Source organism: Ruegeria sp. AD91A, assembly GCF_003443535.1.
In the GTDB taxonomy this organism is placed as follows: domain Bacteria; phylum Pseudomonadota; class Alphaproteobacteria; order Rhodobacterales; family Rhodobacteraceae; genus Ruegeria.
The window spans coordinates 3,350,590-3,371,258 of record NZ_CP031946.1; the positions used below are offsets into that span (position 1 = coordinate 3,350,590).

Genomic DNA, 20,669 nt, shown 5'->3' on the forward strand with positions numbered 1-20,669 from the left:
GTATCGTCAAGGGGGCAAGGGCTGGACCCTTTCCCCGTTTCCGCGTTACGGCTGTAGCCGACAGAGATTGCAATGCGTGAGGAGGGGCAAATGCAGGAAAAAACTGTTCTCATAACCGGGGCCAGCCGTGGAATTGGGGCCGAGGCAGGGCGCGTTTTTGCCGCAGCTGGTGCCAATGTCGCATTGGTGGCCCGCAGCCATGATCAAATTGACGCGCTGGCCGCAGAATTGGGCAATCAGGCCATCGCACTGGCCTGTGACGTCAGCGATTTCGCGCAGGTCGAGCAAGCCGTGGCCACATGCGTGGACCGGTTCGGTGGGCTGGATGTTCTGATCGGCAATGCGGGTGTGATCGATCCGATCTTTCATCTCTCGAACGCTGATACAGCGGCGTGGAGCAAGGCCATCGACATCAACCTGAAAGGCATTTTCTACGGGATGCGCGCGGCGTTGCCGGTGATGCGGGCCGCTGGAGGGGGGAGTATTCTTACGATCTCGTCCGGTGCAGCGTCGAACCCGGTCGAAGCCTGGAGCCATTATTGCGCCTCGAAGGCCGGGGCCAAGATGCTCACGGAATGCCTGCATCTGGAAGAAGCCCATAATGGTATTCGCGCCATGGGTCTTTCACCGGGGACGGTGGCCACCGAAATGCAGCGTTCGATCAAGGCCAGCGGCATCAATCCCGTCAGTCAGCTGGACTGGGATGTCCACATCCCCGCAGATTGGCCCGCACGGGCGCTGCTGTGGATGTGCTCCGATGATGCAGATGAATTCCTTGGCACTGAAATTTCGCTGCGGCTTGATGACATTCGCAAGCGGGCCGGGCTGATATGATCGAATTGACCAAAGAGGACGGCCTCTGGATTGTCACGATCAATAACCCTGACAAAGCAAACGCCCTGACGGGGGCCATGCTGTCAGAACTGGCCGAGATTGCCGAGTCTGCGAAAGACGCGAAGGCGTTGATCCTGACCGGCGCGGGCAAAGTGTTCAGCGCCGGGGCGGATCTGGACGAGGCACGCGCCGGTCTGGCCAGGTCGGATGTCTGGGAAAGACTGTCTGGCGCCATTGCCGCGCTGCCCTGTCTGACCGTCGCCGCACTGAACGGCACCTTGGCCGGCGGGGCCAATGGTATGGCACTGGCCTGTGATCTGCGCATTGCCGTGCCGTCGGCCAAGTTCTTCTATCCGGTGATGAAGCTGGGGTTTCTGCCACAACCGTCCGACCCCGCGCGGCTGGCGGCTCTGGTCGGACCGGCAAGGACAAAGTTGATTCTTGTGGCCGGTCAGAAAATCACCGCGCAGGAAGCGTATGAATTTGGCCTGGTGGACCGGATTGTCGACCCCGATCACCTGATGCAAGCCGCACGCGATCTGGTGGCCGACAGCGTGAACGCCGCCCCCGAGATCGCAGCGGGAATCGCAAGGTTGTGCTCATGAGGCTGTCTGCACTACGCGTGCGGGTCGCTGATCCGGATCGGCTGGCCACGTTTTATCGCGACGTTCTGGGCATGTCCGTTCGCGAAGCAGAAACCGACCGTCGTGTCGGCTATGACGGCGTAGACGCAGACATTTTGTTGCTGCCGGGTGGAGGAGGGTACACCCATGACAAGGGGCAGCGGTACTGGAAGATAGGAATCACTGTACCGGATGTCGATCTTGCCGCGGCTCATCTGCGCAGGTTTGACGTTCCAGTGAGCGCGCCGAACCAGTTTCTGGACATCGGCTACATGTGCCATCTTGCGGATCCCGAAGGGTTCGTCATCGAACTGCTGCAACATGATTTCGAAGGCAACCGACCGCCGCATGCGGCGGACCCCGACGCGCCCTTTGCGCAGGCTCGGATCGGCCAGATTACCCTTCGAACCGGCGATATTGCCGCCGAAGACGCGTTCTGGCGTGCCCAGGGCATGTCGTTGTTGTCGATGCAGGAGGTCGCCCCCTACGGCTTCGATCTGCATTTCTATTCCTTTATGGACGAAACCCCTCCCAATCCTGATCTTTGGGCTGTTGAAAACCGCGAATGGCTGTGGAAACGCGCCTATACGACGATGGAATTCCAGCATATTGCGGGCGCACAATTCGCGCATGTGCCGGACTTTCTGGGTATCGAGATCGAAGGTCTGTCCGAACCACTGACAGATACTTTCGGCGACCCGATCCTGCCGGGCTGATCACCTCCCGCGCCGCTTGCCCGGAACTTTCGAACGAAACCCGGGTGGGCGTTTGCGAACCCAGATCAGAAATTTCTCAAGCCTTGGATGCGCACGCAAGGCCTCGACCGTGTTGAAACTGCGCGCCAGTTCGGCTTCGGTCAGGGTGGCGTGCACCTCTTTGTGGCAGATCTGATGCAGCAGAACGGTCGGTCCGCCCTTGCCTCCTTTGAGTTTTGGGATCAGATGATGCAGGCTGCCACCCCCGTCGGGGATCGGGCGGCCGCAAAGCGGGCAGATCGGATCGCTGTTCGTCATGACGATATGAAACTTGCGCCTGTGACGGGCGAAGGCAAGAGGGTGCGAATGGCGCAGGCAGTGGTGATCGGAGCAGGCCCCGCCGGGTTGATGGCAGCCGAGCAACTGGCAGCAGCCGGGCATTCCGTATTGGTGGCCGAGGCCAAACCTTCGGTCGCGCGCAAGTTCCTGATGGCCGGGAAGTCGGGTCTGAACCTGACCAAGGACGAGCAGCTTGATGACCTGATCCGCGCCTATGGTGTGGCGGCGGATTGGTTGCGCCCGATCATTTCAGCCTTTGATGCCGAGGCGGTGCAGCGCTGGGCGCGTGATCTGGGTCAGACGCTGTTTGTCGGCTCGACGGGGCGTGTATTTCCTGAATCCATGAAGGCCTCGCCTTTGTTGCGGGCCTGGCTGGCACGGTTGGGCGAGTCCGGGTTCGAGGTCAGGACCCGCTGGCGTTGGACCGGCTGGGACGGTGAAGCGCTGGTGTTTGACACCTCGGACGGGCGGCGCAGTATCTCAGCGGATGTCACCGTGCTGGCACTGGGCGGCGCAAGCTGGGCCCGCCTTGGCTCGGACGGTCACTGGGCGCAGATATTGGGCAGTAAAGGTGTGGCTCTGGCTCCGTTTGAACCTGCGAACTCAGCTATTTCAGTCGATTGGAGCTCTCATATGCAGCCTCATTTCGGGGCCGCATTGAAATCGGTCCGATGGATTGCAGGCGACCTTGAGAGTCGAGGAGAGGCAGCGATTTCCGAGACCGGTCTGGAGGGCGGCGGGCTTTATTCTCTGACACCGGCCTTGCGTACGGGGAAGCCTTTGTTTGTTGATCTGATGCCCGATCTGGATCGACAGGTTCTGCTGGCGCGGTTTTCTGCAAAACGGTCAAAAACAACGTTATCCCAGTGGATGAGAAAGTCGCTGAACCTGTCCGCTCAGAAAATCGCCCTATTTCATGAAATGGCAAAACGCGGCGGCCACTCTCAATCCGTGCAAGTGAGCATGTTGAAAAAGCTGCCAATCCGGCATGCCGGACTTCGCCCGATGGATGAAGCCATTTCGACCGCAGGTGGTGTGAAACGGACAGCGCTGGATGACGGGCTGATGCTGACGGCCCTGCCGGGTGTGTTCTGCACCGGTGAAATGCTGGATTGGGAGGCCCCAACCGGGGGATATCTGCTCACGGCTTGCTTTGCTACTGGGCGCTGGGCCGGTCAGGCCGCCGCAGATTGGCTTGAAACGGCCAAGTGATTTAGCGGGATCGCGCCAACATCGCCAAACGGATCATCGCGCGTTCCACCAGTGCCATGGCAGGGGCTGTTTGCCCGGCGGACCGCAGCGACAAATCCGTATCCGTCAGAACCGTCAGCGCGGTTTGCAGCTTGGCCGCCCCCCAACCCTGTGCCTGCCGCAGGATGCGGTCGCGCCGATTGCCGTAAACCGGCGGACGCAGCTTGCCGATGCCCTGCGCGGCACCACCGGGATCGGACGCGCAGGCATAGAGTGTCCGAAAATGCCGCGTCGCCCCGATGCACAGTGTCACTCCGTTGGTGCCTTGCGCCTGCAACCTCCGGATCAGCGGCCCGATCTCACCCGCGCGGCCCTCGGCCACGACGTTGAGAACGTCATCCAGCGCCGCCTCGGTCGAGCGAGGAGCGCAGGCCTCGATATCTTCGACTGTCAAGTCAGAGCTGTCATCACGCTTGTAAAGTGACAATTTTTCAATCGTTTGCGCGAAATCACCGGGGCTGAGGCTGACGGCCAACTCGCTGATTGCAGACATGACATCTCGGGGCACGTTTTTTATACCCGACTCGGCAAGAACCCGTTCCACTTCGGCGCGTGAGGGCGGGTCGTCATAAATACCAACCGCATAGGCGGCAGGGTGGCCTTCGAACGCCTTGCGGATTTTCGAGCTGGGTTTCAATTGCCCTGCGGTCACCATGATCTGGGCATCTCCGGGGGCCCAGTCTTCGAGCGCGGCCAAAATCGCAGGCGCTGCGGTTTCAGTTGCATCTTCCACGAAAACGGCACGTGGGCCGGGAAAGAAGCCGGCCGCCTTGACTGCGTCCAGCAGCAGAGCGGGATCACCACGCAGATCGCCCCCCGGCAGACGGGTCAGACGCATTTCTTCTTCGGCTTCGGGGCCAAGCAGAGCGGCCAGCACCTGTTGCCGCTTGAGCGCAACCCGCATCGCATCCGCGCCATAGATAAGCAGCCCGGTCTTGTCCGCGTCCGGCTTGGCAAAATATCCGTCAGCCTCACGCGGGCTCAGCTTCATGCGGCCAGGTCCGGTGTGGCGTAAAGACGATTCATGATCTGACTCGACAGAATCACCATCAGTCGTTCCTTGGCATCGCGCTCATCCGCCAACGTGGAAACGGTCGACCCTGCGGCAGAATAAGACACAAAGTCCGCCACCGAGCCCGAGGCGATGATCTGACCGGTTGCGTTGGACCGCAGGGCATACTGCGCGCTTCCGTCGATGGTGTAGCGTTGCGTTTCGTTGGTTGTGGTGATTGCGGCGCCCCGTGTTACGGTCGAAACCTGAACATCCAGCTTGTAGTCGTTGACCGACCCGGCGCTTCGTCCCAGTTGCTGTTCCAGATTTTGGACCAGCAAATAGCTTTCCACGGTGTTGGGGGCGGACACTTCGACACGGCCGTACAAGGCCGAACCCGATCCACCAGGTGCATAGACAGGCTCAAAGCCGCAGGCGACCAGCACCAGCGGCATCAGTAAAAAGGTTCTGCGATCAAACGACGACATTCACAATCCGGCCCGGAACTACGATCACTTTCTTCGGCGCGTTACCTTCCAGCGCCTTTTGGACAGCTTCGGTGCTGAGCGCGATTTTTTCAACCTCAGCTTTGTCCAGATCTTTGGCCACGCTGATTTCCGCGCGACGCTTGCCGTTGATCTGAATCGGCAAGGTGACGGTGTCATCGACTAGCATCGCCTCGTCGGCGACGGGCCATGGCGCAACGGCCACAAGGCCTTCGCCGCCCTGATGGGCCCAAATATCTTCCGCCAGATGTGGTGTCATCGGCGACATCAGCTGTGCCAGCGTTTTGATGGCCTGCTTTTGGGCCGCAGCACCGGCTTTGGATTTGGCCAGCGTATTGGTGAACGCATAGAGCTTTGCAATCGCCGCGTTGAAGCCAAAGCTTTCAACACCAAGTGTCACGTCGCGGATGGCTTTGTGCATCTCGCGCAGCAGATCCTCATCCCCTTCGCCCGTGGCGTTCGGGTCCATGGCACCGATCTTGTCACAGAGGTTCCAAATTCGGTTGAGGTGCTTGTACGCGGCCTCAGCCCCCGCAGCGGTCCATTCCACGTCCCGTTCGGGCGGCGAATCGGATAGAACGAACCAGCGGGCTGTGTCGGCACCGAAGGCCGAGATGATGCTGACCGGGTCGACCACGTTCTTCTTGGACTTTGACATTTTGGCCGATGGGATGATCTCGACCTCTGTACCGTCGGCTAGTCTTCCGTCTGTGACCTCCTCGGGCAGGTGATAGACCGGGCGTCCATTGGCGTCGCGGGTTTGGTAGATCTCATGCGTGACCATGCCTTGGGTGAACAGCGCGTCGAAGGGTTCGATGGCTTTGTCCGGCAAATGCCCGGTGATGTTCATCGCGCGTGCGAAGAACCGTGAATACAGCAGGTGCAGAATCGCGTGTTCGATACCGCCGATATACTGGTCGACATTCATCCAGTATTCCGCCTCGGCCAGATCAGTGGGGGTTTCGGAACGTGGAGCGGTGAAACGGGCGAAATACCATGACGAATCGACGAACGTGTCCATCGTGTCGGTCTCGCGCCTGGCGGGGGCACGACAATTCGGGCAAGCGCAGTCGCGCCACGTCGGGTGACGATCCAGCGGATTTCCCGGTTTGTCGAATGTGACATCGTCGGGCAGGCGAACCGGCAGGTTCTCTTTCTTTTCAGGGACCACACCACAGCTGTCGCAGTGAACGACGGGAATCGGACAACCCCAATAGCGCTGACGGCTCAAGCCCCAGTCACGCAGACGATACTTGGTTACTCCTTCGCCCCAACCGGCTTTTTCGGCAAAATCGACGGTGGCGTTGATCGCTTCTTCGCCGGTTGCTTCGGTCAGGCCCGCGAAATGGTTCACCCAGCGGACTTTTTCGGTCTTTGGCGGGACAAAGGCGATCTTGTCGACCGGCGTGTCGTCGTCCAGCGCAAAGAACGTATCGACCACGGGCAGATCGTATTTGCGGCAGAAATCAAGGTCGCGTTGGTCATGGGCCGGGCAGGCAAAAATCGCGCCGGTGCCATAATCCATCAAGATGAAATTGGCGATCCAGACCGGCAGTTCCCAGTTCGGGTCCAGCGGGTGCTTGACGCGGATACCGGTGTCAAAGCCCAGCTTTTCCGCGGTTTCGATGGCTTCTTCCGTGGTGCCGCCCTTGCGGCATTCCTCAACGAATTCAGCAACTTCGGGGTTTTCGGCCTCAAGCTGTTTGGCGATCGGATGATCGGGCGAGATCCCTACGAAGGACGCACCCAGCAGCGTGTCGGGGCGCGTTGTGTAGACGGTGATCGGTTCCCCACCATCCGTGCGCTCGAACCCGAATTGCAGGCCGCGCGACTTGCCGATCCAGTTTTCCTGCATCAGCCGAACCTTGGCGGGCCAGTTTTCCAGCGTGTCCAGAGCGTCCAGCAGTTCTTCGGAATAATCCGAGATCTTGAAGAACCACTGTGTCAGCTCGCGCCGTTCCACCAGCGCGCCCGAGCGCCATCCGCGCCCGTTCTCCACCTGTTCATTGGCCAAAACGGTCATGTCGACCGGATCCCAGTTCACCACGGCGTTCTTGCGGTAGACCAGCCCGGCCTCGAGCATGTCGAGGAACAGTGCCTGCTGCTGGCCATAATATTCCGGGTCACATGTGGCGAATTCACGGGACCAGTCGATCGACAGGCCCAGCGGCTTCATCTGGGCGCGCATGTCGGCGATATTACCGTAAGTCCACTCTTTAGGGTGACCGCCAATCGCCATGGCAGCGTTTTCCGCCGGCATCCCGAACGCGTCCCAGCCCATTGGGTGCAGAACATTGTGCCCGGTGGCCAGCTTGTGCCGCGCGATGACGTCGCCCATCGTATAGTTGCGCACATGCCCCATATGGATTCGGCCGGACGGGTAGGGGAACATCTCAAGCACATAGTATTTCGGCTTGTCCGCCTTGTGGTTGGCGGTGAAGATTCCTGCCTTGTCCCAGGCCTCTTGCCATTTTGCTTCGATTTCGGTGGCCGAATAGCGCGACATTGTGCGGTCCTTCGTGAATGAAAACGCCGGGTAGGAACCCGGCGTGGTATTAGTGTGATTTTCGGCGGGTTGCTAGAACTTGTTGTCCTCGATGCGCAGCTGACGGGCGCGGGACAGAATCGCATCCTCCACGGCACGTGTTGTTGCCGCGCTTACCGGGGCGCCACCGCTGGATTGCAGGGCGACGGACAAAGACCGGGCTGCAAGCGCCGGATCGCTGACGTGTACGGTCGCCCTGTATGACCGGCCACCACCCGGAGGGGTGCCGTAACCTGTTACGATCACTCCGGTAAACGGATCGACCTCCTGCACAGGCAGGAAATTCAATATGTCCAGAGAAGCTGCCCACAAGTACCGGTTTACATTGGTGGTCTGCTCGGCCGTGCTGCGGTCAAAAATATCCCACAACGTTGAACGTTCGGGGTCGTTCAATTCGCGTTCATCGGAGTTACCGCTGGCGGGATTGGGGGAATATGTCGAAGTGGTTCGATTCTGCCCGCATGCCGCAATAGTGGTGGTCAGCATGATTAATCCCAAAATCGTAGGCAGGCGCATTGTCAGCAGGTCCTGTTTCACTTGTTGTGCAGTATTCAGGGCATACTCCTAGCCAAGGACCCTCGCTGCAACAAGCCTATTCTTCTGAAATGTAAGTGTATCACCCGCATCCGGGCGAAAAGGAACTGTGGCATCCTTGCACCAATCTGACCCCAATGACGTGACCGGGTTTATGCCAAGCTTGCGCAACAGGGGCAAAAAGAGCGAAACGGTGTCCGTGCTGAGACATATGCCTAGGCATGTGTCGAGTAGATAACTCTTTTGAATGAAACCGAGGGAAACAAGATGAAAAAAGTTCTCTTCGCATCGACGGCGCTGATCGCGACCGCAGGCGTTGCAGCAGCTGAAGTTAACTTCAGCGGTTATGGCCGTTTTGGTATTGGCTACACTGAAGATCGTAGCGAAACCACCATCGTTCGTGGGCCTGGCGCCGATGGCCTGAACGGGACAGCCGACGACGTTCTGGCAAGCTCGACCGCTCAAACCGACGACGTCATTCTGGTATCGCGCTTCCGTCTGAACATCGACGGCATCGCAGAAACCGATGGCGGCGTACGTTTTGAAGGCCGTGTTCGTCTGCAGGCCGACGAAGACGCCAGCAACGGTGAAGCAAACTCGGCCGGCCTGAACGGCGCACGCTTCTCGGTCATCTACGGTGGTCTGCGTGTTGACGCGGGCAACGTCGCAGGTTCGTTTGACAACCTGGCAAACTACTACGGCAACGAAGTAGGTCTGGAACTGTTCGCTGGTCAGTACTCGGGCGTTAACTATAACTTCCTGGCGTACTCGTCGACCGGTTCGGGTGCGAACGCTGTGTTCTTCCAGTACTCCGTAGGCGACTTCTCGTTTGGCGCATCGTATGACCAAGCACAGGCTACCGTTATCGGAGCTGGTGGTACAACTTCGACCACCGTTGACGCAGACCGCTGGGACATCAGCGCAACCTACACCTTCAACAACATCACCGCTGCTGTGGCCTATGGTCAGACCGACGCGGGTGTTGCCGGTGTAAGCGATCCGAGCCTGACCGTTCTGACCCTGGGTGGCGAATGGGGTGACTTCTCGGGTACTCTGTTTGTCGCGGACGACTCAACTGGGGTTGCAGCGACTGACGGTACTGCATGGGGTCTGTCGGCTGCCTACAACCTGGGCGCTGCAACCACCCTGCTGTTCACCTACGGTGACGGTAACGCCTCTGCTGACCTTCAGCAGGTTGCTATCGGTGCGATCTACGACCTGGGTGGCGGTGTATCGCTGCGCGGTGGTCTGGGTGTAAACGACTGTGACTCTTGCGCAGACTCGACTATGAAGGCTGACTTCGGTGCTCAGTTCAACTTCTAAGCTGATCTGAACCGTAAGGTTTAAGGGCGGGTCTTCGGACTCGCCCTTTTCTTTTGTGCTGGCTTGGTGTTTTTCTGCGCCAAAGACAGATTGAGGGCCCCATGTCGTTGCAAGAGATCACCGCGCGTATCGCCAAAGCCGAAGCCAAAGCACAACGGCAGGCCGGTTCGGTAAAATTGATTGCCGTGTCCAAGGTGCAGCCCAACGAACGGGTTCAGGCTGTTCTTGAACAGGGGCACAGGTGTTTTGGTGAGAACCGGGTGCAGGAGGCGGCCAGCAAATGGCCCGTTTTCAAAGAGCAGTTCGATGCTGTCGATCTGCATCTCATCGGCCCTTTGCAGACCAACAAGGCCAGGCAGGCAATGGAACTGTGTAATGCGATCCATTCTGTCGATCGCCTCAAACTGGCCAAAACCCTGGCGCGGCTGGCGCAAGAGGTGGGATGCTGCCCCGACCTGTTCATTCAAGTCAATACGGGTGAAGAAGCGCAGAAAGCAGGCGTTCTTCCTGCGGATGCGGACGCGTTCATCGCGGAATGCCAGTCTTTGGACCTTCCGGTGCGTGGGTTGATGTGCATCCCGCCGGTCGATGAAGAACCCACACTTCATTTCGCGCTTTTGGCCAAGATCGCCGCACGCAACGGGCTTGAGGGGTTGTCGATGGGTATGAGTGGTGATTTCGAGCAGGCCATCGCCTTGGGCGCGACCCATGTCCGCGTCGGATCGGCCATTTTCGGCGAGCGGCTCAAACCTCTGGGATAATCAGGCGCGTTCCAAGGGAAATTCGCCCTGCAATCCAGTGCAGATGGTCCCGACGGAAGGCAATGCAGCCTTCGGTCGGGTAACCGGGCCTGCGCCATTGGTGCAGAAAAATCGCCGATCCCTTGCCGGGAACCGCATTCGGCCAGTTCCAGTCTGTCAACAGGACCAGATCGTAAAGCGGATCGGCCCGGCGCAGTTTTTCATGACTGAACGCATAAGGGGCAGACACCATGTGATTGTAATGGGTGTCCTCTACGTCATCCGACCATAAGTCCATCGGCCCAATCGGGATCGCCCAGAAGTTGGGTGTGATCAGCCGATCAGGTCGGTAGAGCATTCCAACGATTCGATGGCATCCCGTAGGTGTCGCCCCATCGCCCTCGCGTTTCGTGTTGCTCAATCCGCCTTTGCCAATGGAACAGGCGAAAGCCCTGCCAAGAAAGCGAACGCCACGCGGGGAAAGCACAAGATCGTCTGGGGTCACAGCAAGTGCCCGGATTTCGCGGCTTTCGTGGCCAGGTATCCCCGGTTATGCGCGGTTTCGCCCACTTTCAATGGTACACGTTCGGTTACGGCAATGCCTGCCCGCTCCATCATCGAGATCTTGGCGGGGTTGTTGGTGAGCAGGCGCACCGAATTGAAACCCAGAGATTTCAGGATATCCGATCCAAGTCGGAAATCGCGCTCATCATCTTCAAAGCCGAGCCTGTGGTTGGCTTCTACCGTGTCAAAGCCCTGATCCTGAAGAAAATAGGCTCGCATCTTGTTGGCCAGCCCGATACCGCGCCCTTCTTGGTTCAGGTACAGAAGAACACCTGCCCCTTCGGCCCCCATTTGTGCCAGGGCGCCGCGCAATTGCGGACCGCAGTCGCATTTCAGGCTGCCCATCAGATCGCCCGTGAAACAGGCAGAATGCAACCGGGCCAGAACCGGCTTGTCCCGATCCGGGCGGCCTATTTCGACCGCGTAATGTTCTTCTCCGCCATCTTCGGGGCGGAAAACATGCAGGCGACCGGCCTCGGACACTTCCATCGGAAGGCGGGCGGCGACCACCTCATGCAAGGCGCTGCGGTCCGCAAGATGCGGCGCGGTGCGTGTGTGATCAATGCAGGTCAGGCCATGCGAAGCGGCCAAGGCCCGGCCGTCTTCAACCGGCACGACGACCGCAGCAGGAAGAATGCGAGCCGACTTGGCCAACGCAATTGCTATGCGGTGCAGATTGGCGTTACCGTGGCGCTCGGTCATCAGCGGCCCTTTCATCGGCGCGTTCAGATCGTCCGAGGGATCGGCAACCGCCTGCACCCATGTGATGTCTGCATCAGCGGGAATCGAAACCCGCGCGAGATCACCGTCATAGGCCCGCGCTTTAAGAGTTTCAGCCCGCCGCCCGGTAATGGCCACCACCGGTTCCCCGAGCTTTTTCAGATCAGCCAGGCGCTGTGGGCTGAGTGTTTCCGCAGAGATCGCCACAACGCTAAAGCCTCTGTCATCGGTCAGCACCACAGGAACGCCCATGCGCAGATCGGCCCGGGCCCTGGCCAGAAGTTCGGTGATATCGGGAATGAGACTCATCTATGTTACCCTATAACGCTGAGCCCTTCTCCTAGCTCTTTCGAAAGGAAATGTGAAACATTTCTGCCAACTCTGACACGAAGGCGTGAAACCGTTGCAGCAAATCTTGTTGATTGCATATTCCGCGCGCAAGTGATGGAAAAGCGTTTGGAGGACCGGGAAATGGCTCAACTCAAGAAAATCCTGTTGGTGGACGATGACGAGGATCTGCGCGAGGCGCTCAGCGAGCAACTTGTAATGACCGAGGATTTTGACGTTTTCGAAGCGTCAGACGGCCAGTCCGCAATGGAGCGCGCGCGCGAAGCAATCTATGATCTGGTCATTCTTGATGTTGGTCTGCCCGATACCGATGGGCGGGAACTGTGTCGCCTGATGCGCAAACAGGGTGTCAAAAGCCCGATCCTGATGCTGACCGGTCATGACAGCGATGCCGATACGATCCTTGGCCTGGACGCCGGCGCGAACGATTATGTCTCCAAACCATTCAAATTCCCGGTGTTGTTGGCCCGTATCCGCGCTCAGCTGCGGCAGCACGAACAATCCGAAGACGCGGTATTTGTGCTTGGCCCCTACACCTTTAAGCCAGCGATGAAGATGCTGATCACGGAAGAAGATCGCAAAATCCGTCTGACGGAAAAAGAAACCAACATCCTCAAGTTCCTGTATCGTTCGACCGATGGCGTCGTGGCGCGGGATGTGCTGTTGCACGAAGTGTGGGGTTATAATGCCGGGGTCACGACCCACACGCTGGAAACCCACATCTACCGTCTGCGTCAGAAGATCGAGCCCGATCCGTCCAATGCGCGCCTTTTGGTCACAGAATCGGGTGGATATAGGCTCGTGTCTTAACTGGTTGTGGATTGATGTGGATCAAAGTGATACTCTGTACTCATAATTAGGTTACTCCCAACCCGTGCATGTCCGGGTTATGACATGTACCTCCCTGTTGGACTGCCGGGCCGAATGGCCCGGCTTTTTTTCGTTGCTGAGGGAAGGTTTCCACACAAGTCAGACAGCCGCATTGACCGATATTTGACCAATGATGGAGGTGAGCTCTGCGGCGGTTTACCCTTCCGCTGGGGCAACGGCGCGCAGGTAAAGGTGCCACGTGGTGTGGCCAAGGATCGGAAGGGTAAAGATCAGCCCCAGAAACGCCGGAACCAGCGACAACAGCATGGTAACCGAGATGATCGCCGCCCAGCCGAGCATGACCACCGGGCTTTCCGATACGACGCGCAAAGAGGTCAACATGGCGGAAATGAAGTTGGTCTCTCGGTCGAGCAGCAAAGGCATGGCGACGACGGTCACCGAAAACAGTACGGCCGACAGGAATGCGCCGACACAGGTGCCTACGGCAAGGAATATCCAACCCTGCGGTGTGAAGAATACGGCGTTCAAAAACCCGTCGAAATCCGAAAAGGATGCGTTCTGGAGGATGATCGCCAGCCAAAGCCGAACCTGATAAATCCATACCCAGAAAATGAAAAGAGTGACAAAGGCCATCCAGCCCATTTCACGTTTGCGTTGATTGGCCATAACGGTCAGGATTTCAGACCAGCCAAAGCTTTCACCTTTCTGCAAACGGCGCGACATTTCATAAAGCCCGGCGGCGGCAAAAGGTGCGATCAGCGGAAAGCCTACAATGGCAGGGATAATCATCCAGATCTGGCCAAGCCAGATCAGGGCCCAAACCAACAGAATTCCGAAAACCGCAAAAAAAAGGCCGAAGAAACCGCTCATGACAGGACGGGCCAGAAAGTCGGAAAACCCTGCCTTCAGTGACGCTGTGATATCATCTACAATGACCCTGTTGACCTTGGGCATGGCCTGCTGCTGTGGCGTCAGGTTTTCCGGCGGCGTGGAACCTGCGGATTCGGATGCCATGACACTCTCCTCCCAAAGCATAGTGCCGGGCCGGTCTGTTCGCGAACAGACCCAGCGGTGAAACAGACATTCCTAATTCGCGCACAAGTCTGCATCAGGCGAGGTATCAGGGCAAGGGAAAGCGCGACGGCGAAGCTCGTTGACCTGCCGACGGATAGTCCAGGCATGAAGCTGCCTTTTCTCGTGGCAACTGGCTTTGTGCCACGCTAACCTGCGCCAATCGCGACAAAGGAATCCCCGACATGCCTTTCACCCTTGCCACATGGAACATCAATTCTGTTCGCCTGCGTGAGCCTATCGTGCTGAAATTGCTGCAGGAAGAAACCCCAGATGTATTGTGCCTGCAAGAATGTAAATCACCGGTTGAGAAGATCCCGACCGAAGGTTTTGCCGAACTGGGTTACACGCACATGATTGCGCGAGGGCAAAAAGGGTACAACGGTGTCGCCATCCTGTCGCGCCTGCCGATGGAAGAGGTTGGCGATCAGGATTTCGCAGGCCTCGGACATGCCCGCCACATTGCCGGGCGGTTGGAAAACGGTGTCACGATTCATAACTTCTATGTTCCGGCGGGCGGCGATGTGCCGGACCGGGACGTGAATGAGAAATTCGGCCAAAAGCTCGACTACCTCACCGATATGCGCGATTGGTTCCGTGCGGAAAAGCCGGCTAAATCCATCCTTGTCGGCGACCTGAACATCGCCCCGCGTGAGGATGACGTTTGGTCACATAAACAACTGCTGAAGGTCGTCTCGCACACGCCCATCGAGGTCGAGCATCTGGCCGAGACACAGGAAGCAGGCGGCTGGGTCGATATCACCCGTCAGGATATTCAGGAAGGACAGCTTTACAGCTGGTGGTCTTATCGCGCCCGGGATTGGGATGCGGCAGACAAGGGGCGTCGGCTGGATCATATCTGGGCTACGGCCGATATTTCGAACGCGGGCCATTCCAGCCGTATCCTGAGGGATGCCCGTGGGTGGGAAAAACCCAGCGATCACGCTCCGGTCTTTGCCAGTTTCGACGTCTGATCCGCAACTCAGCCCTTGGTTTCCGCGACCAGCGACTGCATATAGGGCGCAAATTCGAACGAAAGAGTGATTGCCATGGACCTTCTGAACGGCGGAGACGCCCCAGCAACCGATCTGATCAAAGACGGGACCGAGGCCACTTTCATGGCCGATGTGGTCGAAACCTCGCAGGAAACACCTGTGATCGTCGATTTCTGGGCGCCTTGGTGTGGCCCGTGCAAAACCCTTGGCCCGATGCTGGAAGAGGCTGTGACAGCGGCGAAAGGCGCGGTGAAGATGGTCAAGATCAATGTGGATGAGGCGCAGACAATTGCTGCGCAAATGCGCATCCAGTCGATTCCGACCGTCTATGCCTTTTTCAAGGGCCAGCCGGTGGACGGGTTTCAAGGCGCGTTGCCGGGATCCGAGATCAAGGCCTTCGTGGACCGTGTGATCGAAGCCGCAGGTGGTGAAAGCCCGGGCGGCCAGTTGGATGATGCCGTGCAGGCTGCCGAGGAAATGCTTGCCGAAGGCGCGGCTGCGGACGCGGCTCAGACTTTTGCCGCAATTCTGGGTGAAGATCCAAACCACGCCGCGGCTTATGGTGGGCTGGTGCGGGCGCATATCACCACCGGTGATCTGGAGCAGGCAGAGGCGATCCTGAACGGCGCTCCGGCCGAGATTTCTACTTCGGCCGAGCTGGAGGCCGCACATGCGCAACTGGAACTTGCCAAGCAGGCGGCAGATGCCGGCCCCGTCGCCGAGCTGATGGCAGCTGTCGAGGCTGATCCGGACAACCATCAGGCCCGCTTTGATCTGGCGCAGGCGCTGCACGCGAACGGCGATGTGGAAGAAGCCGTGGCACAATTGCTGGAACTGTTCCGCCGGGATCGTGAATGGAATGAGGGCGCGGCCAAGACCCAGCTTTTCACGATCTTCGATGCGCTCAAGGCCAATGACCCAATTGTTCTGAACGGACGCCGCAAACTCAGCTCGATGATATTTGCCTAATCTTCGATCAGAGCTAGAATTGGGAACATGATGCATCCCGCCGACCTGCCGGATACAGTATCCGTTTTTCCATTGCCCGGGGCACTGCTGCTGCCCCGCTCGCGCTTGCCGCTGCACATATTCGAGCCGCGCTATCTTCAAATGCTGGACGATGCACTGAAAACCAAGGAACGGTTGATCGCGATGGTTCAACCCAACCCCTCGATCAGTGATGAAGACAAGCTGCACCGTATCGGATGCGCAGGGCGGGTGACGCAGTTTTCGGAAACGGAAGATGGCCGCTACCTGATCACGTTGACCGGTGTATCCCGGTTCAGGGTCCTGTCAGAGCTGGACGCTTTCACGCCCTACCGGCGGTGCGCAGTCTCGTGGGACGGGTTCGACCGTGACCTCGGCAAGGTTGAGAAAGACAACGAGTTCGACCGCGCAAAGTTCCTGAACTTGCTGGAGCGTTTCTTTTCATCCCGCCAATTGTCCACCGATTGGGACTCGCTCAAGGACGCCGAGGATGAGCTTTTGGTGAATTCTCTGTCGATGCTTTTGGATTTCGACCCCGAGGACAAGCAGGCCCTGCTGGAGGCCCCCTGCCTTCGCACCCGGCGCGAGACTTTGGTGACGCTGATTGAATTCGCCATGCGTGGCGGATCGAGTGAGGAAAAACTTCAATGACAGACCCTGAACACGCCTTTGATCGCCACATGCTCGAGGCAATGATCTGCCCGCAAACGCATACGACGCTGCACTATGACGCCGAAAAGCGAGAGCTTGTTTCAAAGGCCGCCGGTTTGGCTTTTCCGATCCGTAACGGTATTCCGGTCATGCTGGTCGATGAGGCCCGGAAGCTGGATTAAATCGGGCGCCCCTGCAACAGCTTGGGCAGATCGCCTGTCAGCCCGGCAGCTTCGCGAACGAAACCGCGACGCAGTCCGGGCAAAGCGCCGACAACTCCCATGCCAATGTCACGTCCAAGGCGAAGCAACGGATTGTCGTTTGAAAACATCTTGTTGAAGACATCCGTCGCCATCGCCAGCGAGGCCGTGTCGAAACGGCGCCATTCCTGATAGCGCTCCAGAACGATAAGCGAGCTGATATCCTCGCCGCGCCGCCCCGCCAAAGTCAGAACTTCAGCCAGAGCGCCGACATCGCGCAGGCCGGCATTCAGGCCCTGACCGGCAATGGGGTGCATTCCGTGCGCGGCATCCCCAACCAACGCCATGCGATCACTGATGAAGGAATTGGCGATGGTCAGGTTCAGCGGGTAAGTGAAACGATCACCCGCCAGACTGATTTTGCCTAGAAAATCGCCAAATCGCGGGCGTAGCACTTGCACGTAATCACCCTCGGGCAGGGCGTTGATGTGCTGTGCGGTTTCGGTGCGTTCGCTCCAGACGATGGAACTGCGATTGCCAGTCAACGGCAGAATCGCCAGCGGACCGGGTGGCATGAAAAACTGATGCGCAATGCCATTATGTGGCAGCTCATGTTCGATGGCGCAGACCAATGCCGTCTGGCCATAATCCCAACCGGTGCGTTTGATGCCGGCCCGTGACGCGGTTCCGCTGCGGCGACCATCACACCCAATCAGCAGGCTGCCGCCCAAGGTTGTGCCGTCGTCCAACGTCACGGTCACTTTGGCAGTGTCGGCCTGTTGCGAAACGACGGATTTACCGCTTACTTGGGTAATGCGCGGCTCTTCGGCCATCGTGTCCAGAAAAGCACGGCGCAGGTGACGATCCTCGACCATATACCCCATCGGGCCTTCTTCGATCTCGGCATGGTTGAAATGCATGAAAAAAGGTGATGGTCCTGTTCCGGCATGACCATCTGTAACCTTGATTTCCAGCATTGGTTGGGCGTGTTGCGCGACGCGGCCCCAGACGCCGATGGCATCCAACAACCGCTGTGAGGCCAGAGCCAGCGCATAGGCACGCCCGTCGAATGCCGCGTTCTTGCGCACCTTTTCGACCAGCGCATCGATCACCGTGACCGAGTGACCGGTTTGTGCCAGTGCCAGCGCCAAAGCAGGGCCGTTCAACCCGCCGCCCACGATCAGAATGTCAGAAGCCTGTGTCATGCCCTGCAATATGCGCGCTCTTTCGGGATTGTCCATGTGCAGTCCTGTCGCTACCGTCACCCAAAGCCGAAAAATCAGGAGGGGTAAGATGCAGGACTGGTTGACCATGACCGCGTGTGATTTGGGCCGTGGCATTGGCATGGGCCAGATCGATCCGGTCGAACTGACGGAAACCTACCTGTCCGCTATTGACGTTCATCCGCATCGGGACCGCATCTATGCCCGCGTCACCCATGACCGTGCCCGGGCTGAGGCTGAAGCCGCCCAGCAGCGTGCCAATCTGGGATTGCGACGGTCGTTGCTGGACGGGGTCCCGATCAGTTGGAAAGACCTGTTCGACACCGCCGGTACCGTGACCGAGGCCGGTTCGGCTCTGTTGAAGGATCGCGTACCGGATGCGGATGCGCTGGTGCTGGGCAACGCGACTCAGATGGGAACGGTTTGTCTGGGCAAGACGCATATGAGCGAGCTTGCCTTTTCCGGTCTCGGGTTGAACCCGATCACCGAAACCCCGCCTTGCATTCATGACGAGGCAGCAGTGCCCGGGGGGTCGTCTTCAGGGGCGGCGGCCTCGGTCGCCTGGGGGTTGGCGGCGTGTGGCATCGGGTCGGACACGGGCGGCTCGGTGCGTATCCCGGCGGCTTGGAATGATCTGGTGGGGCTGAAAACCACTGCAGGGCGGCTCAGCCTGGAAGGTGTGGTACCGCTTTGCCTGCGGTTTGACACGGTTGGACCTGTGGCGCGTTCGGTCGAGGATGCCGCGCATGTGCTGGCTTTGCTCGAGGGGGGAACGCCTGCCGATCTGCGTGGAGCTTCGCTGAAAGGACGCCGTTTTGCCGATTTGCAGAACATCGCCAAGGACGACCTGCGCGACACGCCGCGCAAAGCGTATGACGAAGCCGTTGCCAAACTTGCGGACGCGGGTGCCGAGATCGTGCCGTTGGAAGTGCCCGAGTTGAACGAAGCCATGACGTTGACCAGCATCGTATACACGACTGAGGCCTATGGGCTGTGGCGCGATGTCATCGAAGCCAATCCCGAAGCGATGTATCCCGAGATTCTCGAACGATTCCGCATCGGCATGGGATATTCGGGCCCCGATTATGTGGCCGCCTGGGCCAAGCTCAAGGCGTGTCGCAGCGCGTGGGACGCAGCAACCGCGGCGTTTGATGCGGTTCTGGCGCCGACGGCTCCGATTTTGCCACCCAATCTGGACCGCTTGCTCAGCGATCACGACTACTACGTGACCGAGAATCTGCTGGCCCTGCGCAATACGCGTATTGGAAATCTGATGGGGCTTGCGGCGCTGAGCCTGCCCACCGGAACCCCCGGTTGCGGGTTGATGATGCTGGGCTATCCAGGGTCGGAAGAGGCGTTGTTGCGGCTTGGTTCGGCAGCGGAATCGGTGCTGGCCTGAATGCCACAATCCCCTGATTCGGAACCTCTTTGTCTGGACGAAGAGGTCCACGGACTGTAATCTGCTAAAAAAACGGGGCGCCAATGACCCCGATGTTGAGGCAGTAATATGGATTTCCCCGAGCGGTTTTCGAACCTACCGGCTTATGCATTCCCGCGTCTGCGCGCCCTGTTGGATCATCACCAGCCGGGCGGTGACGTCGTTCATATGACCATTGGTGCGCCTACCCATGACTTTCCGGCTTGGGTGACGGATGTCATCATGGAAAACGCCGCCGGGTTCCAAGGATATCCCCCGAACGAAGGCTCGGATGACCTGCGCAGTGCGATCACGGGCTGGATCAAGCGGCGATATGGGGTTCAGATGGACCCTGATGCCAACGTGATGGCGTTGAACGGTACACGCGAGGGCCTATACAACGCCGCCATGGCTCTGTGCCCGGAACAGAAGAATGGTGAGCAGCCGATCATCCTGTGCCCGAATCCGTTTTATCAGGTCTACATGGTCGCCTCGCTGTCAGTTGGCGCGCAGCCATACTTCGTGCCAGCCACTGCCGCGACGGGCCATCTGCCAGATTATGCTGGCCTGCCTGAGGACGTGCTGAACCGTACTGCCGTGGCCTATATCTGTTCACCGGCCAATCCTCAGGGGGCCGTTGCCTCGCGCGATTATTGGACCGAACTGATCCGTCTGGCCGAGCAGTACGACTTCCGCATTTTTGCGGATGAGTGTTATTCCGAGATTTACCGGGAAGAAGCGCCGACAGGGGTTCTGACTGTAGCGCAGGACCTGGGCGCGGACCCTGAGCGGATCACGCTTTTCAACTCGCTGTCCAAACGCTCGAACCTGGCGGGGTTGCGCTCGGGTCTAATCGCGGGCGGCACTGAGACGATCAAACAGGTCAAGCAATTGCGCACATATGCCGGATCGCCGCTGCCACTGCCGTTACAGGCAGCCGCTGCCCGGGTGTGGGCAGATGAGACTCATGTCGAACAAAACCGCGCGCTGTACCAGGAAAAATACGCCATTGCGGATGAAGTGTTTGCTGGCGTGCAGGGATACATGTCACCAGAGGCAGGGTTCTTTCTGTGGCTGCCGGTCGAGAATGGCGAAGACACTGCATTGAAGGTCTGGAAGGAAACCGGCGTTCGGGTCCTGCCGGGCGCATATCTTTCCCAAGGCGATCCGGGACAAAACCCGGGCACAGGCTTTATCCGGGTTGCGTTGGTGGCCCCAAAAACAGAGTTGCAGCGTGGTCTGATCACACTCCGCGACTGCATCTATTCGTGAGGTACGAGG

Annotated in this window: 22 protein-coding genes; 13 read left to right on the plus strand and 9 right to left on the minus strand. The window is 58.8% G+C overall.

Translation table 11 applies throughout. From position 1 onward, the window contains the following. Positions 1–90: 90 nt before the first annotated feature. The 3 genes from D1823_RS16810 to D1823_RS16820 are packed head-to-tail and all read left to right on the plus strand — an operon-like array spanning position 91 to position 2,173. The gene (locus D1823_RS16810) at positions 91–834 is read left to right on the plus strand and encodes an SDR family oxidoreductase (protein WP_117872017.1); all 744 of its coding nucleotides are present in this window, start codon (positions 91–93) and stop codon (positions 832–834) included. Further along, positions 831–1,439, plus strand: a complete 609-nt coding sequence (locus tag D1823_RS16815; RefSeq protein ID WP_117872019.1) for an enoyl-CoA hydratase/isomerase family protein — start codon at positions 831–833, stop codon at positions 1,437–1,439. The genes D1823_RS16810 and D1823_RS16815 overlap by 4 nt, the downstream gene beginning before the upstream one ends. Beyond that, complete coding sequence (locus tag D1823_RS16820; RefSeq protein WP_117872022.1) at positions 1,436–2,173, plus strand: VOC family protein; 738 nt, start codon at positions 1,436–1,438, stop codon at positions 2,171–2,173. The genes D1823_RS16815 and D1823_RS16820 overlap by 4 nt, the downstream gene beginning before the upstream one ends. On the opposite strand, the gene D1823_RS16825 is transcribed toward D1823_RS16820, so the two are convergent. Then, a complete protein-coding gene (locus D1823_RS16825) occupies positions 2,174–2,470 on the minus strand; it encodes an HNH endonuclease (RefSeq protein ID WP_117872024.1) in 297 nt (98 codons plus the stop codon). 48 nt (positions 2,471–2,518) lie between these two features. On the opposite strand from D1823_RS16825, the gene D1823_RS16830 reads away from it, so the two are divergent. After that, the gene (locus tag D1823_RS16830) at positions 2,519–3,703 is read left to right on the plus strand and encodes a TIGR03862 family flavoprotein (RefSeq protein WP_117872954.1); all 1,185 of its coding nucleotides are present in this window, start codon (positions 2,519–2,521) and stop codon (positions 3,701–3,703) included. Between the two features lies 1 nt (position 3,704). On the opposite strand, the gene holA is transcribed toward D1823_RS16830, so the two are convergent. From holA to D1823_RS16850, 4 genes are all read right to left on the minus strand, one after another. Beyond that, positions 3,705–4,733, minus strand: a complete 1,029-nt coding sequence (gene holA / locus D1823_RS16835) for a DNA polymerase III subunit delta (RefSeq protein WP_117872026.1) — start codon at positions 4,731–4,733, stop codon at positions 3,705–3,707. After that, positions 4,730–5,221, minus strand: a complete 492-nt coding sequence (lptE, locus tag D1823_RS16840; protein ID WP_117872028.1) for an LPS assembly lipoprotein LptE — start codon at positions 5,219–5,221, stop codon at positions 4,730–4,732. The genes holA and lptE overlap by 4 nt, the downstream gene beginning before the upstream one ends. Continuing rightward, positions 5,208–7,745, minus strand: a complete 2,538-nt coding sequence (leuS, locus tag D1823_RS16845) for a leucine--tRNA ligase (RefSeq protein ID WP_117872030.1) — start codon at positions 7,743–7,745, stop codon at positions 5,208–5,210. Before leuS ends, lptE begins: the two co-directional genes overlap by 14 nt. Before the next feature lie 72 nt (positions 7,746–7,817). Further along, positions 7,818–8,300: a DUF3576 domain-containing protein gene (locus tag D1823_RS16850; protein WP_117872955.1), complete on the minus strand. Its 483-nt coding sequence runs from the start codon at positions 8,298–8,300 to the stop codon at positions 7,818–7,820. Between the two features lie 285 nt (positions 8,301–8,585). Here D1823_RS16850 and D1823_RS16855 point away from each other — a divergent pair, with 285 nt between their 5' ends. Continuing rightward, complete coding sequence (locus D1823_RS16855; RefSeq protein WP_117872956.1) at positions 8,586–9,641, plus strand: porin; 1,056 nt, start codon at positions 8,586–8,588, stop codon at positions 9,639–9,641. Positions 9,642–9,742: 101 nt separating this feature from the next. Then, the gene (locus D1823_RS16860) at positions 9,743–10,402 is read left to right on the plus strand and encodes a YggS family pyridoxal phosphate-dependent enzyme (protein ID WP_117872032.1); all 660 of its coding nucleotides are present in this window, start codon (positions 9,743–9,745) and stop codon (positions 10,400–10,402) included. Here the strand turns inward: D1823_RS16860 and D1823_RS16865 are convergent. Both D1823_RS16865 and ribA read right to left on the minus strand, forming a co-directional pair. Continuing rightward, positions 10,386–10,886, minus strand: a complete 501-nt coding sequence (locus D1823_RS16865; RefSeq protein WP_117872034.1) for a L,D-transpeptidase — start codon at positions 10,884–10,886, stop codon at positions 10,386–10,388. The two genes, D1823_RS16860 and D1823_RS16865, sit on opposite strands and share 17 nt — an antisense overlap. Beyond that, entirely contained in the window at positions 10,883–11,974 is a 1,092-nt protein-coding gene (ribA, locus tag D1823_RS16870; RefSeq protein WP_117872036.1) for a GTP cyclohydrolase II, read from the minus strand. Before ribA ends, D1823_RS16865 begins: the two co-directional genes overlap by 4 nt. A gap of 162 nt (positions 11,975–12,136) precedes the next feature. On the opposite strand from ribA, the gene D1823_RS16875 reads away from it, so the two are divergent. Then, the gene (locus D1823_RS16875; protein ID WP_117872957.1) at positions 12,137–12,823 is read left to right on the plus strand and encodes a response regulator transcription factor; all 687 of its coding nucleotides are present in this window, start codon (positions 12,137–12,139) and stop codon (positions 12,821–12,823) included. Between the two features lie 216 nt (positions 12,824–13,039). On the opposite strand, the gene D1823_RS16880 is transcribed toward D1823_RS16875, so the two are convergent. Beyond that, positions 13,040–13,858, minus strand: a complete 819-nt coding sequence (locus D1823_RS16880; protein ID WP_117872038.1) for a DUF2189 domain-containing protein — start codon at positions 13,856–13,858, stop codon at positions 13,040–13,042. A 242-nt stretch (positions 13,859–14,100) separates the two neighbouring features. Between D1823_RS16880 and D1823_RS16885 the strand changes: the two genes are divergently transcribed. The 4 genes from D1823_RS16885 to D1823_RS16900 all read left to right on the plus strand — a co-directional run bounded on the left by D1823_RS16885 (position 14,101) and on the right by D1823_RS16900 (position 16,730). Next, on the plus strand, positions 14,101–14,889 hold the full coding sequence (locus D1823_RS16885) for an exodeoxyribonuclease III (RefSeq protein WP_117872040.1): 789 nt from the start codon (positions 14,101–14,103) through the stop codon (positions 14,887–14,889). 75 nt (positions 14,890–14,964) lie between these two features. Beyond that, positions 14,965–15,879 (plus strand): thioredoxin, encoded by a 915-nt coding sequence (trxA, locus tag D1823_RS16890; RefSeq protein WP_117872042.1) that lies wholly within the window; start codon positions 14,965–14,967, stop codon positions 15,877–15,879. Between the two features lie 27 nt (positions 15,880–15,906). Then, on the plus strand, positions 15,907–16,548 hold the full coding sequence (locus tag D1823_RS16895) for an LON peptidase substrate-binding domain-containing protein (protein ID WP_117872044.1): 642 nt from the start codon (positions 15,907–15,909) through the stop codon (positions 16,546–16,548). After that, positions 16,545–16,730 carry a Trm112 family protein gene (locus D1823_RS16900; RefSeq protein WP_117872046.1) on the plus strand — a complete coding sequence of 62 codons (186 nt, stop codon included), beginning with the start codon at positions 16,545–16,547 and terminating at the stop codon, positions 16,728–16,730. The genes D1823_RS16895 and D1823_RS16900 overlap by 4 nt, the downstream gene beginning before the upstream one ends. On the opposite strand, the gene D1823_RS16905 is transcribed toward D1823_RS16900, so the two are convergent. After that, positions 16,727–17,989, minus strand: a complete 1,263-nt coding sequence (locus tag D1823_RS16905) for an FAD-dependent monooxygenase (protein ID WP_254683755.1) — start codon at positions 17,987–17,989, stop codon at positions 16,727–16,729. The genes D1823_RS16900 and D1823_RS16905 overlap by 4 nt on opposite strands. 52 nt (positions 17,990–18,041) lie before the next feature. On the opposite strand from D1823_RS16905, the gene D1823_RS16910 reads away from it, so the two are divergent. Next, on the plus strand, positions 18,042–19,370 hold the full coding sequence (locus D1823_RS16910) for an amidase (RefSeq protein ID WP_117872048.1): 1,329 nt from the start codon (positions 18,042–18,044) through the stop codon (positions 19,368–19,370). A gap of 108 nt (positions 19,371–19,478) precedes the next feature. Continuing rightward, on the plus strand, positions 19,479–20,660 hold the full coding sequence (locus D1823_RS16915) for an aminotransferase class I/II-fold pyridoxal phosphate-dependent enzyme (RefSeq protein ID WP_117872050.1): 1,182 nt from the start codon (positions 19,479–19,481) through the stop codon (positions 20,658–20,660). Positions 20,661–20,669: the final 9 nt, after the last annotated feature.